We start from the raw sequence: 17,899 nt of genomic DNA, 5'->3' as shown, positions 1-17,899 counted from the left end.
ATTCGCTACTCTTGGTGACGGGTTGACGACAGAGGCTTCCACTTACCAAGCACATGCTCGTCACAAGCTGCTGATTCATTCGCCGTACTCTCAGGGATGCAAACCGCGATGCTGATAATGGCGGTATCGTCTTGCTCAGACTTAAGCAGGGGGGAGGGAGGGACATTGGGCCCCTCAAGGGTGCTAAGGATCTGGTCGCGTTGCATCAGTAACCAATCTGACATCCCCCACGTTGGCCCTTGAGTTTGGATTATTTTCACGCTCGGGGTTATTTTGGCGTTAGGCGTAATTTTGGCGTTAGGTGTTATTTTGGCATTAGAGGTTATTTCCGTGCTTGTCACAGATCCGCCGCTGTCAGGAGGATTGTTTTTCTTGAAGAGTTGGCCATTAATCATCACCTTCTCACCGATAAATTCGGGTGACGCGATATGTACCGATGCGGTATTGGCGGCAGTATTACCCCAAATAACCATTTCACTGATAAACGCATCATGATTGAGAAAGATGCCCGCATTATGACCGGAATTACCACTCAACGTACCTCCGGTGATGGCAGCATCCACATGCACCCCATGCCCAGCCTTGGCGGCTTTCCCCTCAATGGTCGTATTGCCTTTATTCGTCACCGGTCCATCGGGGATATCCACCCCATGCCCATCAATACCGTGACCGGCCAGCGTGACATTATCGAGCGTATTATTGCCGTTAAGCCGCACGCCCGTGCCCTTATCACCACTGGCGCTGCCAGTCACGCTGAGCAGATCCGTGGTCTCCGCCCCCATCAGCTCAACCTCATTATCCACCACCACGCCAGAGCCATTGATAGTCTTACCCTGCACCCCACTGCCGTTGCTGCCCGTGATATTGGCATTGATATTCACCCCAGCGCCGTCAGTGCTGCTACCACGGAGGGTGGCATGATCCAGCAGTGAGTCGTCATCCACCCTCACACCGCTGCCATTGACCGAACTGCCATCGATTGTACCTCCACGGATCGCGCCATTGAGCAACACCCCGTCGCCATGAGTGGATTTGCCATCAACCGCCGTATTGCCGTGATTAATAAGTTGCCCGCTGATATTCATACCTGTGCCATGAGTGCCTTCACCCGCCAGAGAGACATTTTCTAGCGAATTGTTGCCGTAAAGCACCATGCCCGTGCCTTTTTCACCGCTGGCGTTTCCTGTCACCTTGAGCCGATCCGAGCTACCCGACCCCATTAGCTCAACCTCATTGCCCACCACCACGCCAGAGCCATTGATAGTCTTACCCTGCACCCCGCTGCCGTTGCTGCCCGTGATGTTGGCAGTGATCTCCACCCCAGCGCCACCCACGCTGTTACCCTCAAGGGTGGCGTTATCCAACACCGTATCACCATCCACAGAGACACCGCTGCCATTAGCTGAACGGCCATTGATCGTGCCACCCGTGATCGCGCCAGAAAGCTGCACGCCATCGCCGTTATCCGCTCTGCCGTCAATCGTGGTGTTGCCTTTATTGACCAGTTGGTCGCGAATGCCTATCCCCACGCCATCGGTGCCCTCACCCGCCAGCGAGATATTATCCAGCGTAATGTTGCCATCAAGCTGCACCCCAAGCCCCCGGTGAGTAGCATGGCCCGTGACATTCAGCAGGTCATCCGCCCCGCTACCGGTCAGGTGGATCTCTTTGTTACCCACCTCCACACCGATGCCTCGATCCGTGTTGCCCAGCACAGCACTGCCGTTGCTACCTGTCATGTTGGCACCGATCTCCACTCCTATGCCACCCACGCTATTGCCCTTAAGGGTGGCGTTATCCAACTGCGTATCGCCATCCACAACAACACCGCTACCATTAGCTGAACGACCATTGACCGTGCCATTGGTGATCACGCCAGAAAGTTGCACGCCGTGACCGCTCTCTGCTTTGCCATCAATCGTGGCATTAGCGTTATTGATGAGTGACCCGCTGATATTCACACCAATACCATCGGCGCTGCGACCATCGAGGTGAGTATTCGTCAGCGCCGTGTTGCCATACACTTTCACCCCGCTGCCGCCAACCGAAGCACCGCGAATAACAATATCGTCAAACATGCCACTGAGCTGCACCCCCGTACCAGACTCTGACGCCGTACCGCTAAAAGTCGCCTGACCTTTTCCCTTGTTGGTGATTGGGCCGACAATATCCACGGCCGTCCCATTCACCGCGGTACCGGTTAAGCTAGTATTGCTTAAGTCATTATTGCCATTGAGCTTTATCCCAGTTCCGACTCCCGCTATCGCCGCTCCTTGCAACGTCAGTAAATCCGCCTGACTGGTGCCAATGACATGCAGATTCTGTGCTATTTCAATGCCATAACCGATGCCATCAGTGGTGCCATTGATATGACTTTGATTGATACCTTGCACGTCACTGGCTATCTCAACCCCTTTCCCCTTGGTCGCGCTGCCATTGACCACCGAACTCTCTAATACTGTATGAGCGATAGCACTGGTGTTAGGGAGTGAATCTATTTTCACCCCGCTGCCACTCATCGATATTCCGGTCAAAGTGCTATTGGTGATTGTTGCATTGCCGCTCACTCTTAGACCTTCGCCTTGTGCTGAGCTGCCCGTCAGATTAATGCGATTAATGAGATGATCTGCACTGAAAAGATGTACCCCGCTCCCCTCAACACTGGTTCCATCTATTGCCACTGGGCCGGTACTGTTATTAACGATGCCGAAAATGGAGACCCCGCTGCCCGCAGTGCTACTGCCTTTTATTAGCGTGTCACCGTCACCCTGTAATATTACTGAGCTATTGTTGATGGAGAAATCAAAGCCAGTACCGCGGGTTGAGCGCCCCTCCATTTTTAAACTGCCATGATTATTGATGGTTAATTTAATGGGGCCGGAATGGGTTATGCCATCTCCGCCAGCTGTATTTTGCGCCCCCCGACTTTCACCGAGAAAAGATAACTGGCTGCCTTTGGTAATATTCAGCGTATTATTACCATAAAAATCAATTCCTTTATGATCCACACCACTGCCCTCAGTCTCCCCTTGGAATGTGATATTCCCTTGCACGGACAAAGTGGTATTCTCCCTAAAACCAATGCCCGCCCCTTGTGTCGTATTAAGCGCCTTACTGATAAACGCCCCATGGTTAGCCTTGATCGTATTATTTCCCCCGATGCTTAGTGTCGTATTTAATGAATTCGATAGTGCCGCCGATGTTTGCGAATGAACAGAGACATTGCCCACCGATGCATTAAAGTCAAAATGAGTTAAATGAACATTGCCAATGCTCGTGGATGAACCCTTAATATCAATATTATTCCCAGTGGATGTCAGGCTCACATTCCCTAAATTGATTGAAGGCCCCTGCACGCCACCACGACTATTTTGACCTTTTAAGCTGATGTTCCCTTGTGCGAAGATAGTGTTACGCGCAGCATCTGAGAAACCACGAATAATCACCCCTTCGTTAGCACCGCTACTCGCCCCAGTCAGTGAAATATCGTTTTGCGCACTCAATGTTGAGTTTGGTTTTATCCAAATCCCTTTATTGGTTGAGGTAACATTTGCATTAATATCACCTAAGGTTGCAGTAACATGACTATTGCTTAATAAAATGCCATCGGCCCCAGAGACATGACTCTCCAGCCTGACATTTTGCCCACTCACCTGTGACCCATTGAGATAGATAGCCTGATTATTGGAGGTGAGAATATTGCCCTCTAAGCGAATATAAACATCACCAGATTTAGCCGTCACATGGGTATCATTAAACGCCATCCCACCCCAGGCGTTCCCATTAGCCAGGAATGAGATATCTTTATCACTGGTTATCGTCACATTAGAAAATGAACTGACCCAGGTAGCCTTAGAGTTAGACGCCAGTGTAAAGGTCATATTTCCTGCCCCGGTGATGGCTGAGTTATCTGAGATCTCAATACCCCGCCACCCCTGCCCTTTAACATGACTGCTCTCACCCGATATCCGTGTTTCACCCGCTACAGTAAAATTAGCCGAATGACTGATATTCACCCCAACTTGTGAGGCCACCCCAGAATTACCTTCCAGGGTGAGGTTACCCACATCATATCTCCCCCCTATAATATTGATTCTGGTGGCGTGTCCCTCATCGGCATGTTTGGCAATCAAGTCACCACTATTTAATAACAGGTTACTGTTATTAATTGTAATAACAGAATCGGCTGTTGAATTACCCGCCAATAGATTGAGGTTCAGCTTACCCGAATTAGATGTAATATTATTATCGATTTCAATATTACCATCAGCATGTAATGTTAGTGTGGCATCAGAACCTGCGTTTTTATTAATATCGGCCTGAAGGGTGATATTACACCATCGGCAATTATCAGTCAGATTGCTATTACTGGTTGTAATAGTGACATTGGCCCCCCCATCGAGCTGGGCATTAATACTGCTATTCAATATTTGAGAAACATTCGCTGTCGGGGTAAAAATTTGCGCATTTGACGTATATCCCGCAGGTATATCACCGACCTGAATTGATGTGTCACTCTCAGTACCACCACCCACAATTGTCACTTCAGCCGGATCAAGTAACCAATGCCCCTTTTGCCCCTGATTGTCGACAACATCCACTTGACCAAAAGCCGTTAACAGTTTCGCACTGGAAGTTTCAACTTGCCCACCGCGCCCAGATTGTGGCCCCCCGCGGGCTTTAATCTCCCCCTTAAAATCGGTGTAATCATCAGACCATAATACGACGGTTCCCCCCGCCCCCACACGGGACGCTGAAGCATCAATATTCGCGCCGCTCTCCATGACGACGGCATCAGCATGGCTTATCTGCTTATTTTTACCCTGCCAGCCCCCACCAACCAAGACTGTGCCACCCCCGTCAGAACCACGGGCATCAATCTTGCTACCGGTCAGCAAACGAATATATTGGCCTTCGAGGACCGCCCGCCCCCCACGTCCCTGTGGGTTACTTACATCGGCCGCCCCTCTCTGGCTTATGACCCCGTCACCGCCACCATCCAAGTGAATAATGCCATTTTTCTCAGTTAATCCACGGGCTTGCAAAATACCGGAATTATCAATCACCGTATTCATCAGCGCATCCTTGCCACGGGCGGTCAGTTGAATCGCGCCGCCATCCGCTCTAACCAACCCGCCATTTTGAAGCAGGGTAATCACCTGTTCCCCCTGAATTTGCACCCCAAGTAAACGGCCATCATCCAGATCTAACGTGACACGCTGCCCAGCCGCGAACAGAGCTCTCCCCTGAGGAGTATCAATAATGCCTGAGCGCTGGTTATCAACTTGTGGCCCCACCAACGCGATATACCCCCCTGGAACTGCACTTAAATTGGCCTGATTGATGACGTGGCCTTCGTGCTGAGGGCTGGTTAGCCTATATTGCCCACTAATAAAATCCTGATTAGACATTAACTTAGTGCTGGCAACTAGCCCGCCCACACTCACTTCGGCCCCTTTACCAAACAGCACACCCTGCGGATTAAGCAGAAAAATCTGCCCATTCGCCTTGAGGCTGCCATGTATTTGTGACCCATTGTTGCCCAACACTCGATTTAGCGCGATGCTCTGGCTTCCCGGCTGCTGATAAATAACACTGTGCCCTTGGGCAATATCATAACTGCCCCAATTAATTGCCAATTTATCGGTTTGTTGGGTCACGGTGAGGGTGGTGTTATTCACACTCAACCCGCCTTGGCCGACAACAATATTGCCGTTAACCGGCAATGAGGGGTTGGCGAATACCCGCCAAGACAACGTCCCCAGCGCTATTCCCACCATGAACGCCAGGCGGTTTACTATTCCGACCCTAGGATTATTGCCTTTCGTTAATAAAATGCCGGTAGACGAAAATGATTTGCCATAGGATCGGGTAAACTCCGCAACAGCCACTAAACATCCCAAGCGACGACAGAAAATATGCTTATATAATTTACTGTTCATTATTCACATCCATTAAATCAGCGGATAGGTCGCTAAGCGCTAAAACGTTTTGTAAGCACTAAGCCAAATCTGGTCGTTATCCGGATTAGGTGCCACTGCTTGACCGGTTCGGTGTGCCCAAGTCAGATTTAAGGAGTAATCTGCCGGGCGCGTGAAAGTGATATAGGCACCAAAACCCGATAAGTTGATGTTGTTTCCAGACATATTCGCGAACGGTTGGCGATAATAAGAGCCCCATCCCTGATCAAAGAATGCAGCAAGGGTGACGAGACTTCCCGCCCCCGCCCATGAGGGCAGTGTGGGTTGTCCCCGAGCACGGAGTTCGGTGGTGAACAGAGAACCTTTATCCACGGAACCCTCGCCGATACCATAGGCGCGGACAGCCAGCGGCCCGCCCAATAATAGCTTTTGCGAGCTATCAAGATTCTTACTGGCCATTTGGCCACTCAATTGATTGAAGAAAAAGAAGTAGGGACCCAAGCCCTGATCATGGCCAATACGATAATTAAAGCGGGCAAAATCCCCACTGATTCCGGTGATGTTATTCATGCTCTGGCTATATTCATCATTCAACGAAAGATGGCCTGCTGTACCCACAAAATTAAAATGACTGAGTCCGCGAGATAATGGGCTAAAGGATCCCCCAACACCAAACTCACCCGCATTAAGATTACGTTTTTGTTCGGGTATAATAATGAGTGAATCACGCATTCGGGTATTATAATACCCGGCATTCACATCAATGCGCGCAGCGGAATTACGCACCCACGGATGTCGTAAACTAATCCCCCAGGTGTCGGAATAACCATGGGCATCCAAGGCTTCGAATGGCCCGTTCAAGGTATAATTCAAATGACTATAATCAAGTGCCGCACGAGTGCCATAGCTATTAATAGGGAAGTTATAATCTAATTGTCCGCTAAAAACATCTGTCGAGCTGGATAAAATTAAGTCTGCTCGTAGTTGGTCACTCCAGCCCATCATATTATTCATTGCACCACCAACGAATAACCGATTATGGCCCGAGTAGTCATTCCCCTGATTATCCGCACCGAGATACCCCATGGCTATTTGGCCTGGCGTAATATCGGCATAAATCCGTGTCGTTCCCGATTGCGTTCCTGGTTTTAATGCCAGCGAAGCCGCGACACCCGGCATCTCATTAAGAATCAGTGCGGTCCGTTCAATACGGGATAATTCTGCTGGTGAGGCAGCACAATCTTTTTCACCAAAGAGGCCCACTTGCTTGCTACAGCTATTACTTTCGATGACAGCAGTAACGAATGGTGTATTCAAGCGGCTCTGATTACTCACTTCAGGTTTATCGAGTCTGCCAGCAATAACGCGCACAACAACAGAGCCATGACGAACCCTTTGCGGCGGTAATATTGCCTGAGCCGCGATCCATCCTTGCTGTCGATAAAAACGGGTTATTGCTAATACCATGGTTTGTAAATCAGAAAATGTTAATGCTCGGCCTAACCAAGGGGTTATGAGCGCTTGCAGTTCTTTATGACTTCCCACGCTATCAGTACTGGATGACGACAGTAAAAGAGTATCCCCCTCAATGCGAACTTCGCGTAAAGTGATAGACGTCGACGCCACGCGACTCCCTAAAGGCGATGGCGGAACCAATGGGGGTAGCTCAATATCTGCCGTATGTGGCACAGGCAGTGGCGCGATGGTTGTTTGCCTTATTTCATTACTAATGGTCCCCGCATTAGGCACATATCTTATTGGCAGCGCTGAGATGAGTGACGAGCAAAAAAAAACAAGAAATATGATTATGCTTAACTTAAATAATTGGTGATGCCACAGTTTTAGCTTTGCTGGATAATAAAAACATCGCATACAAAAATGCCCATTTATAATAGGAATAACACCAACCAAAAACAATAACAGTCATTATTATTTAATGCTGGTCCGAGCGGTTAACCGCGTCCAATTAGCCATTAAGCAAATCATAAAGAAAAGTAACCCTGAAATAGTCTATTAACACTCTATTCCCCATCTAAAAATTAACTTATTCTTTGATGTACCAGCCTAATGTAGTGGACATATTTATCACAAATAGTTATTTAAGATAAAAGAGAAAGCAACAACATTAAATAATAGTAAGTTATTATAAAAAATAATTATCAAAATGTATTCATTGATATTAATCGCGAGAGAACAACATAAGGCAATGAATACTCTTGATTAGATAACCGAACCCTAGACCACCAGAACAATGTGGGCTTAATTTAGTATGCCGAGGCGTTATAAAAAAAGTAAAAACCAAAAAAAAGAGTACTAATAAGGCGAGTAGATTGCATATCAATAATCACATGAAGATAAATAATAAAAAAACCTGCATTAATTTGCAGGTTTATACTATTCAGGCATTCTCATCATTCAGTACACAATAAATGAATGAATTACCCATTTTGCCGAATACGAGCCACCAAATCATCAACACTACCAATATGTGGTGCTGCCAATATTAAAGTCGCCCCCAGGCTCAACGCATGACGTTGGCATGCTCTGCGCATCTCACCATCAGCAATGCTATCCAGATCTGCCACATGCGCCAACCCAATAGTTCGGCGAATCAGCTCACTGCCGCAATAGCCAATCGCATCAACCCACACCTGTTGCAGAAATTGTTGCGCATACCCTTGCGTCGCCAACGCCGAGTCTTGGGTTTTCTCCTGACTCAACGCCACAAAACGCTCAGCAAATGTTTGCCAAACCCGATGGATATCTTTGAGCCGCTGCTCACGCCCCGCCGCCGCATCCCGTGGGCCAGCTAATCCGGGTAAACCGCAGTAATTGAGCAGTAAATTCCCCAGCGCAGTGCCGATATCAAACCCGATGGGGCCATAGAAACCAAACTCAGCATCAATGGCTTTCAGCCGACCATCAGCTACAAAAATGGATCCGCTGTGAATATCACCGTGCAGCAAGGCCTCAGCCTTGCTAAGGAAACGGTGTTTTAGCGACGCCACCGCTAACTTGAGCGCATTATCCTGCCGCAGTGTTAGCACATCCGGTAAGAGCGCTGGCTCAAAATTATTGCGTTCATGGTCAATATAGGGGTCGGTAAAGAACAAATCTTCGGTGATTTGGCACAACTCAGGGTTGGTATAGCGACTCACAGCCGCTTTTTTGGCTTGCGCCGACTGATAAAAATCTGAGGTATGGAACAGAGTTTGCGCCAGATACTCGCCCAGTTGCGAAGCCGCCTGCGGATAATATTTTCCTTGAATCAGTTCACTACGCCAGATTTCATGGTCGGATAGATCTTCCTGCACCATAACCGCCAGTTCCGCGTCGTGATGCAGCACATTTACCGTGTGTTGTGGGCAAAATTGGCTGTGTGTCAGTAGGGTTTCGGCTTCAATACGGGCGCGATCCAAAGTTAACGGCCAGGATTCACCGACACAGCGCACATAGGGCAGCGCCTGTTTAACAATCACTCGACTGACGCCCGCCGCATCACGGATTTTAAAGACCAGATTGAGGTTACCATCCCCAATTTCATCTGCCATGACCAAGGCCAGTGGATCGGCCACTTGACCAAATTGACGAGCATATTCAACGGCATCCGCAGCAGTAAATGTATAGTAGCGCGACATCTTCAACCTCTTTGTTCTATCCTGATTCTGATCCACTCACCGCCAACCATTTGCTGAGCCGTGAAATTATTCTTTAGTTAGGCATAAAAATATTTACCCAAATTTATTGGTGGTACAGCCAGGCAGCAAACGAATGAATCCCGCTGAGCTGACTCAAGTCAGTGATTCGGGTGAGTGAGAGCGGCTAACAACACTGTAACTTCAAAAAAGAAGGGTATAGACGTCTATACATCCGTATGGCATGTTGGCAGAATAAGAAACCAGATGCAATAACGCAACATGGATTTAACTGACAATGCAGACCTTCAACAGGCGTGAGTTACAAACGATCAATCTACAAGCGATCAATTTACAAACGTTCAATTTACAAACAACCAGCTTAAAAATTGCAGATGGCCAGCTTTGGATACTCGACCAGCAGGCTTTGCCACAACGTCAGGTGTGGTTGTCTGCCGATACCGTGGCGCTGCTGATTGAGCACATTCAAACACTGCGCGTTCGTGGTGCGCCCCTGATTGGCCTGTCCGCCAGCCTATTGCTGGCCTTACTGGCAGAGCGCGGCTTATCTCAAGCGCAACTTGAACAGGCATTGATTGCGCTGCGTGAATCGCGCCCGACTGCGGTTAATTTGATGAATAATCTGGCACGGATGCAGCAGGCGCTATTACAAGCCAACTGGGTCGAAGCCATGGCCCACGAGGCGCTGCGTCTGGTGGAGGAAGACCGCGAATTGTGTGAGTGCATTGCTCAGCATGGTGCGACCTTAGTTAAACCGGGCAGCAATCTGCTCACGCACTGCAACACCGGCGGGCTAGCAACTGCGGGCATCGGTACCGCTATCGGTGTGTTACTGCGTGCACATCAACAAGGCAATATTCGTCAGGTATGGGTGGATGAAACCCGGCCTTTATTACAAGGCGGGCGTTTAACCGCTTGGGAGTTGGGTGAGCTGGGCATTCCATATCAATTGATTTGTGATTCGATGGCTGCCAGCCTGATGGCACAGGGCAAAGTGGATGCTGTCTGGGTGGGCGCGGATCGCATTGCCGCCAACGGTGATGTGGCGAATAAAATTGGCACCTACAGTCTGGCGGTATTGGCTCACTATCACCGCATTCCCTTCTATGTGGCCGCCCCGCACACTACCCATGATCCTGCCTGCCCTAATGGCGCGGCGATCCCTATTGAGCAACGTGCCGCCAGCGAGGTGATGGGCGTGACGGGAAGTTTTGGCCATTGCCAATGGGCACCAGAGAGTGCGTCAGTGTACAACCCGGCGTTTGATGTCACTCCGGCAGCATTAATCAGTGGTTGGGTATTAGACAGCGGCGTTATCACGCCAGAACAAGTGGCCGCAGGCTTCTTCCAGCCTAAGCGCTAGCTAGCCCGTCGCTCTCTGGTTGATAAGAGGACTGATAGGCGGGGAAATTTGCCGAATGGGTCGCCACGGCGTGAGCCGTCGGAGCGCCCATCGGTGCAGTCGCCCCGCCGGATTCCGGACAATAAAACAAGCTTAAATAGGCTTCATGTCCTTATTTTAGGCGGGGATATTCATTAGCGATCTTATCGCCAGTAAAATGTGCCACCCAACCTTCAGGATTATCAAATACCCGAATCGCGGTAAAATTCGGTGCTGACCCCATATCGAACCAGTGGCGGGTATCTGCTGGCACTGACAACAAATCATTCTTTTCACATAGAATTTGGTAAATTTTACCATTCAGATGCAAACAAAATAGCCCAAAACCCTCAACGAAGAAGCGCACTTCATCTTCGCCGTGGGTGTGCTCCGATAAAAATTTCTCACGCAAGACGTCACGCTGCGCATTGTCGGGCCGCATGCTGATCACATCCCAGCTCTGATAGCCTTTTTCCGCCACCAACCGATCAATTTCATGCTGATAAGCCGCAATCACCGCCTCAGGCTGCGGGTTCTCGCCCAGCTCACGATCAGCCTGCCAGCGCTCAAAGCGCACACCAATCGCCGTCAATTGCTGCTGGATTTCATCCGCATCGCGGCTCTGCCACAGCGGTTGATCGGGCTGCTGGTCACTGAAAATCGTTAATCCACTCATGCTGTTATATCCTCTACACGCGATTTAAATCGCTAAATCGATCTGATCGAAACGGTTTACCTGGGGATGATGGCTCTCGCTATCAGGGAGATCGCGAATTAACTGACAGGTATGCCAGCCCGCCCGTTGCGCCGCATCCAGCTCTTGGCGAATATCAGACAAAAATAGCAAGGCTTGCGGTGCGATACCTAACTGAGTGGCGATATTCTGATAAGAGACAACTTCGCGCTTGGCCCCCACATGGGTATCAAAATAGCCGTTGAACAGTGGGCGTAAATCCCCCGCATCACTGTAGCCAAACAGCAATTTCTGGGCCGCAACTGAGCCGGATGAGTAGACATACAACCCCACTCCCTGCTGCTGCCAATCAGCCAATTGCTGGGCGACGTCCGGATAAAGATGGCCGCGAAAATCCCCTTGCAGATAGCCGGTACGCCAAATAATGCCCTGAATGGCTTTCAGCGCGGTAGATTTGCGGTCTTCATCCATAAAACCGTGCAAGGCGACAGCCAGTGTTTCAATATCAGCGTCCGGCTGCGCCAGTTCGCGGCGTAAATCGGCCAGCGAGGCAGCAACGTCCTCATCCTGCTGATGCTCAAGCAAAAAAGGTGTTAGCCGCTCGCGGGCATAGGGAAACAGCACTTGATGGACAAAACGGATGTCAGTGGTGGTGCCTTCAATATCGGTCACAATCGCCTGAATCATTTCACCTCCCCTTGTTGCGTGTTCACTTCTAGCAATCGACGTTGCAGCTCACACTGGAACAGAAACTCCAGCCCTTCCAAATGGCGGCGAGCTTCAGCCACACTCGCTCCCCAACAATAGAGGCCATGACCTCGGACCAAAAAGCCGTATTGCAGCGGGTGATTATCCGCCAGTGTCGCCACTCGTTGTGCCAAGGCGGGAATATCCTGGTCATTATCAAAAATCGGGATCACCAGACTATCCAAGTGGCTGCGCTGGCCCGATAACGACTTCTGCATTTCGTAACCTTGCAACACTAACTCATTGCTGCGCTCAACCCGTGATAGCACCGTAGCATTCACTGAGTGAGTATGTAGCACCGCGTTGATTTCAGGATACAGGCGATAAAGCAGCGTATGTAGACCGGTCTCCGCCGAAGGCGTGCGACCACTGGGAACATGGTTGTTCGCGGTCTCCACCAGTAATAAATCGTCGGCGGTCAGGCTACCTTTATCCTTGCCCGACTCCGTCACCAAACATTGAGCCGCATCCAGCCGCAGGGACATATTACCGCCAGTCGCCGGGCACCAGCCCTTCTCGCCGATCCAGTGGCAGGCGGCTAACAGCGCGCCAAGTTGTACATTTTCTGTCATTGCATATCCCTGTTGTGGTGTGGGTGTGCCATGGCATGTTGCCACGGCAATCCGCCCGACGATAACGTTTAGCACATTTTTATCTATGCTTAGCAAATTACGTCATTTAGCCGTTTATACATCTAAACGTCTTGATTGCCAAATATTAACATCGTGCTATATTTACGGCAACATACAGCTGACAGCAACATACAGCATCAGGAGTCTTCCCCTGCCATGAGCCACTTATCTTTTATTCCAGACAGCAAATTGCCTGCACAAGGCACCACAATATTCACCCAAATGAGTGCCTTGGCACAAAAACATCAGGCGATTAATTTGTCGCAGGGGTTTCCCGATTTTGATGGCCCAGACTACCTAAAACAGCGATTGGCCTATCATGTCAGCCAAGGTGCCAACCAATACGCCCCCATGACAGGCGTGGCACCGTTACGCAATGCTATCGCCGAGAAAACGGCTAGCCTCTATGGTTGGCAGCCCGATGCTGACAGCGAAGTCACCATTACCACCGGTGCCAGCGAAGCCTTATTTGCGGCCATTACCGCGTTGGTGCGCCCCGGCGATGAAGTTATCTGCTTTGATCCCAGCTACGACAGTTATGCGCCAGTGGTGAAACTGGCCGGCGGCATCCTCAAGCGCATTGCGCTCAAGCCCCCGGCGTTCGCCACGGATTGGGCTGAATTTGCCGATCTGGTTTCTGAGCGCACGCGGCTGGTGATCGTCAATACACCGCATAACCCGTCGGCGACCGTATGGCGCGCAGCCGATTTTGAGCAATTGTGGCAAGTGATTGCGGAACGTAATATTTATGTGCTGAGTGATGAAGTTTACGAGCACATCTGCTTTAGCGCCTCGGGCCATGCCAGCGTCTTGGCACATCCGCAATTGCGCCAGCGGGCGATCGCTGTTTCATCGTTCGGTAAAACCTTCCATATGACCGGTTGGAAGGTGGGTTATTGCATCGCCCCCGCCGCCATCAGCGCTGAAGTGCGCAAAATTCACCAATATCTGACCTTCTCAGTCTGTACGCCAGTGCAGCTGGCGCTGGCCGATATGCTGAATGCTGAACCTGAACACTGGCAGCAATTGCCCGAGTTCTACCGCGCCCGCCGTAACCGCTTTATCAGCGCCCTCTCCACCAGCCGCCTGAAAATCTTGCCCAGCGAAGGTACCTACTTCTTACTGGCCGATTACAGTGCAATTTCCGATCTCAATGATGTTGAATTCTGCATATGGCTGACGGAACATGTGGGTGTGGCCGCGATCCCCTTATCGGTATTCTGCGAAGGCCCCTTCCCTCATAAACTGATCCGGCTGTGCTTCGCCAAACAGGAGGCTACGCTGGACGCCGCTGCGGAGCGATTATGTCAACTTTAAAACTGACGCTTCTGCAACAGCCACTGGTGTGGCTGGATGCGCAGGCGAATCTGCGACACTTTGAGATGCTGCTGGAGCCACTGCGCCAGCGCGATGTCATTGTGCTGCCAGAGATGTTTACCACCGGTTTTGCCATGAATGCGGCTGACAATACGCTACCGGAGGCCGAAATCGTCGCCTGGTTACGTCACTGGGCCAGTCAAACCGAGGCGTTAGTCGGCGGCAGTGTGGCGCTGAAAATACCCGGTGGGGCCGTTAACCGTTTCTTACTGGTGGAGCCTAGCGGGAAAGTTCATCACTACGATAAGCGCCACTTATTCCGCATGGCTGGAGAGCACCATTACTATCATGCGGGTACCGAACGCAAAGTGGTGGAGTGGCGTGGCTGGCGAATTCTGCCGCAAATCTGCTATGACCTGCGCTTTCCAGTGTGGACACGTAATCAGCAAGATTATGATTTAGCGCTCTATGTGGCGAACTGGCCTGCTGGCCGCACCCAACACTGGCAAACCCTGTTGGCGGCGCGGGCGATAGAAAATCAGGCTTACGTCGCTGGTTGTAATCGCGTCGGCGATGATGACAACGGCCATCACTATCAGGGCGACAGTGTGATTCTGGATATGCAGGGCGAGACGCTGGCACAGGCAGAACCTGATCAAGCGGCGCAATTGGATGCCGAATTGTCTTTGGAAGCCTTGCAAGCCTATCGCGAGGCCTTCCCCGCCTGGCGTGATACCGACAAATTTTTACTGCTGTAATGATTGGCGGCTGCGGCGCCGCGTTAGGTTAAGGCCACGTCACTTTCGGCTTGGTAAATACCCCATGCGGCTTGCAACCCCGCCCCTTGCACTGTGGTAAAACCGAGCCTATTCAACACGGCCTCCAGCGCCACCAGTGTCAGCATCACGCAATCTTTACGGGCGTTATAGCCCATGGTGCCGATGCGCCAAATTTTGTCCTTCAGCGGCCCGAATGAGGTCCCAATCTCGATACCAAAATCATTCAGCATCAGCTGCCGCACCTGCTCGCCATGAATCCCCTGTGGGATAACGACCCCCAGCACATTGTTCATTCGGTGCTGTAAATCCCCAAACACGGCAAGCCCCATCCCTTGAATCCCCGCCAACAGTGCCGCCCCCTGTAAGGCATGGCGGGCGATGCCGTTATCCAGCCCCTCTTCCAATATGACACGGGCACACTCGCGCGCAGCAAATAACATGCTGGTGGCTTCAGTATGGTGATTGAGCCGCTCTGGCCCCCAATAATCCATGATCATGCCCAGATCAAAGTAATTGGAGTAGATCATCTCTTCGTCGCCATCAGTGTGATCCTGGGTGCGGATCCCCTGCTCAATGCATTTACGGCGACGTATTTGTTCGGCAAATTGCGGGCTAAGGGTGACAGGAGCGGTGCCGGAGGGGCCGCCGAGGCATTTTTGCAACCCAGCCGACACCGCATCCAGCCCCCAGGCATCGGTTTCCAATGGATTCCCCCCCAGCGAGGCGGTGGCATCGGTGTAGAACAACACCTGATAGCGGCGGCAGATGTCGCCTAACTCGGCCAGTGGTTGCAGCAGGGTGGTTGAGGTGTCTCCCTGCACTGTCAGCAGCAGGCGCGGGCGCACTCGTTTGATGGCATCTTCAATCATGTCAGGGCTGAAAACCTCACCCCACGGCACTTCAATGACATGCACCTCGGCGCGACAGCGGCGGGCTATCTCACACAATAGATGGCCGAAACGGCCAAAAACCGGCACCAGCACTCTGTCGCCGGGGCGGATCGCCGACAGCAAAACCGCCTCGATCCCCGCACGAGAGGTGCCATCAATCAGCATCGTCCACCGATTTTCAGTGCGGAAAACCCCGCGATAGAGCGCCATCACCTGATTCATATAGTCCGTCATCGCCGGATCATATTGCCCGATCAACTGGCTGGACATCGCGCGCAGCACCCGAGGATCAGCATTGATAGGCCCCGGCCCCATCAGCAGCCGCGCTGGCGGGTTAATCTGACTGAACAACGAACTCTGTTTCTCTGAACGCGCCTGTGACTCTGACATAAAAAATCGGCCTCAAATCATCCCACTCATCATCAACAACAATATCTCACTCAGCAACGATGCGAAATGCGCTATCTCGAAATGAATTTAATCAAAAAATAATTATCCCTTGGTTTATCATTCTTAATTATCTAATACTGTCCGCCTTCTTAATTCAGAATCATTCCTCATGACACAAAAAACCGAAAACGCCGGTTTAAGCCCCACATTGATTGTGTTGATGTCGGTCGCCACTGGACTGGCGGTTGCCAGCAACTATTATGCCCAGCCGCTGCTGGAAACTATCGCGCAAGCCTTTAATCTCTCGGTCAATCAGGCTGGGTTTATCGTCACCGCCGCCCAGCTCGGTTACGCTGTCGGGTTAATGTTCTTGGTCCCACTGGGGGATATGTTTGAACGCCGTGGGCTGATTGTTGGCATGACCCTGCTGGCGGCAGGCGGCATGCTGATTACCGCAATGTCGCAAAACCTCACCATGATGATCCTCGGCACCGCTCTTACTGGCTTGTTCTCGGTGGTGGCCCAGCTATTGGTGCCATTGGCGGCGACACTGGCGGCACCGGAAAAACGTGGCAAAGTGGTCGGCATTATCATGAGTGGCCTGTTGCTGGGGATTTTGCTGGCACGTACTGTCGCGGGCGCGTTGGCCTCAATTGGCGGCTGGCGCACCATCTATTGGGTCGCCAGCGCCCTGATGTTCATCATGGCATTGGTGTTGTGGCGCTACCTGCCGCGCTATAAGCAGCACTCCGGCCTGAATTATGGCCAGTTGCTCGGTTCCATTTTTTCCTTATTTATCCGTACCCCAGTACTGCGCACCCGTGCGCTACTCGGCGCATTGTCATTTGCCAACTTTAGTGTGTTGTGGACCTCAATGGCCTTCCTGTTGGCCGCACCACCATTCGGTTATTCCGAGGCGACCATTGGGCTATTTGGTTTAGTGGGCGCGGCAGGCGCATTGATGGCGACCAAAGCAGGACAGTTGGCCGATAAAGGAAAAGCCCGCATCACCACCAGCGTCGGTTTGGGATTACTGCTGCTGTCGTGGATACCGATCGCCATGGGGCAACACTCAATCATCGCGCTGATTATTGGGATTGTGGTGCTGGATCTGGCGGTGCAAGGGGTGCATGTCACCAACCAGAGCGTGATCTATCGCATGATGCCAGAAGCCAGAAATCGGTTAACTGCGGGCTATATGACCACTTACTTTATTGGTGGAGCGTTGGGGTCGCTGATCTCCGCCGCCGCTTATCAACACGCGGGCTGGTATGGGGTTGCCGTCGCCGGCTTGGTGCTGTGCATCTTGAATATCAGCACTTGGTTGGCCGGAAAACGATTTGATCCGCCCGCTGATCAGCCGGTTGAGTGACCATAATTAGTTAGCTAACTAATAATCAATGCAGATATAAATTTGGGTTATAGGGTATTAAGACAATTCCCTCTCTGTTAATGTTACATAACGTGTTTTTTTACTCTGTGACCCGATAGT

The 17,899-nt window shown here is 51.0% G+C and carries 11 protein-coding genes; 4 read left to right on the top strand and 7 right to left on the bottom strand.

The window, feature by feature from the left end; translation table 11 throughout:
- Window positions 1-5: 5 nt before the first annotated feature.
- From ACZ76_RS13625 to mtnK, 3 genes are all read right to left on the bottom strand, one after another.
- Window positions 6-5,942 carry a two-partner secretion domain-containing protein gene (locus ACZ76_RS13625; protein ID WP_071840503.1) on the bottom strand — a complete coding sequence of 1,979 codons (5,937 nt, stop codon included), beginning with the start codon at window positions 5,940-5,942 and terminating at the stop codon, window positions 6-8.
- A gap of 39 nt (window positions 5,943-5,981) precedes the next feature.
- Window positions 5,982-7,793 (bottom strand): ShlB/FhaC/HecB family hemolysin secretion/activation protein, encoded by a 1,812-nt coding sequence (locus ACZ76_RS13620; protein ID WP_074007609.1) that lies wholly within the window; start codon window positions 7,791-7,793, stop codon window positions 5,982-5,984.
- 566 nt (window positions 7,794-8,359) lie between these two features.
- Complete coding sequence (gene mtnK, locus ACZ76_RS13615) at window positions 8,360-9,559, bottom strand: S-methyl-5-thioribose kinase (RefSeq protein ID WP_048619396.1); 1,200 nt, start codon at window positions 9,557-9,559, stop codon at window positions 8,360-8,362.
- A gap of 295 nt (window positions 9,560-9,854) precedes the next feature.
- Here mtnK and mtnA point away from each other — a divergent pair, with 295 nt between their 5' ends.
- Window positions 9,855-10,940 (top strand): S-methyl-5-thioribose-1-phosphate isomerase, encoded by a 1,086-nt coding sequence (gene mtnA, locus ACZ76_RS13610; protein ID WP_048619395.1) that lies wholly within the window; start codon window positions 9,855-9,857, stop codon window positions 10,938-10,940.
- Window positions 10,941-11,091: 151 nt separating this feature from the next.
- Here the strand turns inward: mtnA and ACZ76_RS13605 are convergent, their stop codons facing one another.
- From ACZ76_RS13605 to ACZ76_RS13595, 3 genes are read right to left on the bottom strand one after another with little or no spacing between them, the layout of a single operon-like run.
- The gene (locus ACZ76_RS13605) at window positions 11,092-11,634 is read right to left on the bottom strand and encodes a 1,2-dihydroxy-3-keto-5-methylthiopentene dioxygenase (protein ID WP_048619394.1); all 543 of its coding nucleotides are present in this window, start codon (window positions 11,632-11,634) and stop codon (window positions 11,092-11,094) included.
- Between the two features lie 24 nt (window positions 11,635-11,658).
- Window positions 11,659-12,339, bottom strand: coding sequence for an acireductone synthase (mtnC, locus tag ACZ76_RS13600; RefSeq protein ID WP_048619393.1), 681 nt, complete (start codon window positions 12,337-12,339; stop codon window positions 11,659-11,661).
- Window positions 12,336-12,971 carry a methylthioribulose 1-phosphate dehydratase gene (locus ACZ76_RS13595; RefSeq protein ID WP_048619392.1) on the bottom strand — a complete coding sequence of 212 codons (636 nt, stop codon included), beginning with the start codon at window positions 12,969-12,971 and terminating at the stop codon, window positions 12,336-12,338. The genes mtnC and ACZ76_RS13595 overlap by 4 nt, the downstream gene beginning before the upstream one ends.
- A 216-nt stretch (window positions 12,972-13,187) precedes the next feature.
- Between ACZ76_RS13595 and ACZ76_RS13590 the strand changes: the two genes are divergently transcribed.
- Window positions 13,188-14,348 carry a pyridoxal phosphate-dependent aminotransferase gene (locus tag ACZ76_RS13590; protein WP_048619390.1) on the top strand — a complete coding sequence of 387 codons (1,161 nt, stop codon included), beginning with the start codon at window positions 13,188-13,190 and terminating at the stop codon, window positions 14,346-14,348.
- On the top strand, window positions 14,336-15,106 hold the full coding sequence (locus ACZ76_RS13585; RefSeq protein ID WP_048619389.1) for an amidohydrolase: 771 nt from the start codon (window positions 14,336-14,338) through the stop codon (window positions 15,104-15,106). The genes ACZ76_RS13590 and ACZ76_RS13585 overlap by 13 nt, the downstream gene beginning before the upstream one ends.
- A gap of 23 nt (window positions 15,107-15,129) precedes the next feature.
- On the opposite strand, the gene ACZ76_RS13580 is transcribed toward ACZ76_RS13585, so the two are convergent.
- Entirely contained in the window at window positions 15,130-16,407 is a 1,278-nt protein-coding gene (locus ACZ76_RS13580; RefSeq protein ID WP_048619388.1) for a pyridoxal-phosphate-dependent aminotransferase family protein, read from the bottom strand.
- A gap of 169 nt (window positions 16,408-16,576) precedes the next feature.
- Between ACZ76_RS13580 and ACZ76_RS13575 the strand changes: the two genes are divergently transcribed.
- The gene (locus tag ACZ76_RS13575; protein ID WP_048619387.1) at window positions 16,577-17,779 is read left to right on the top strand and encodes an MFS transporter; all 1,203 of its coding nucleotides are present in this window, start codon (window positions 16,577-16,579) and stop codon (window positions 17,777-17,779) included.
- Window positions 17,780-17,899 lie beyond the last annotated feature (120 nt).

It is taken from the genome of Yersinia aleksiciae (assembly GCF_001047675.1).
GTDB classification, from domain to species: Bacteria; Pseudomonadota; Gammaproteobacteria; order Enterobacterales; family Enterobacteriaceae; genus Yersinia; species Yersinia aleksiciae.
This window is presented reverse-complemented; position numbering and strand designations above follow the sequence as displayed.

Excerpts from the sequence above, each read along its gene's own strand:
- mtnC (WP_048619393.1), bottom strand. The coding sequence starts at position 12,339 with ATGATTCAGGCGATTGTGACCGATATTGAAGGCACCACCACTGACATC.
- ACZ76_RS13575 (WP_048619387.1), top strand. The coding sequence starts at position 16,577 with ATGACACAAAAAACCGAAAACGCCGGTTTAAGCCCCACATTGATTGTG.
- ACZ76_RS13580 (WP_048619388.1), bottom strand. The coding sequence starts at position 16,407 with ATGTCAGAGTCACAGGCGCGTTCAGAGAAACAGAGTTCGTTGTTCAGT.
- ACZ76_RS13620 (WP_074007609.1), bottom strand. The coding sequence starts at position 7,793 with ATGCGATGTTTTTATTATCCAGCAAAGCTAAAACTGTGGCATCACCAA.
- mtnK (WP_048619396.1), bottom strand. The coding sequence starts at position 9,559 with ATGTCGCGCTACTATACATTTACTGCTGCGGATGCCGTTGAATATGCT.
- ACZ76_RS13585 (WP_048619389.1), top strand. The coding sequence starts at position 14,336 with ATGTCAACTTTAAAACTGACGCTTCTGCAACAGCCACTGGTGTGGCTG.
- mtnA (WP_048619395.1), top strand. The coding sequence starts at position 9,855 with ATGCAGACCTTCAACAGGCGTGAGTTACAAACGATCAATCTACAAGCG.
- ACZ76_RS13595 (WP_048619392.1), bottom strand. The coding sequence starts at position 12,971 with ATGACAGAAAATGTACAACTTGGCGCGCTGTTAGCCGCCTGCCACTGG.
- ACZ76_RS13605 (WP_048619394.1), bottom strand. The coding sequence starts at position 11,634 with ATGAGTGGATTAACGATTTTCAGTGACCAGCAGCCCGATCAACCGCTG.
- ACZ76_RS13590 (WP_048619390.1), top strand. The coding sequence starts at position 13,188 with ATGAGCCACTTATCTTTTATTCCAGACAGCAAATTGCCTGCACAAGGC.
- ACZ76_RS13625 (WP_071840503.1), bottom strand. The coding sequence starts at position 5,942 with ATGAACAGTAAATTATATAAGCATATTTTCTGTCGTCGCTTGGGATGT.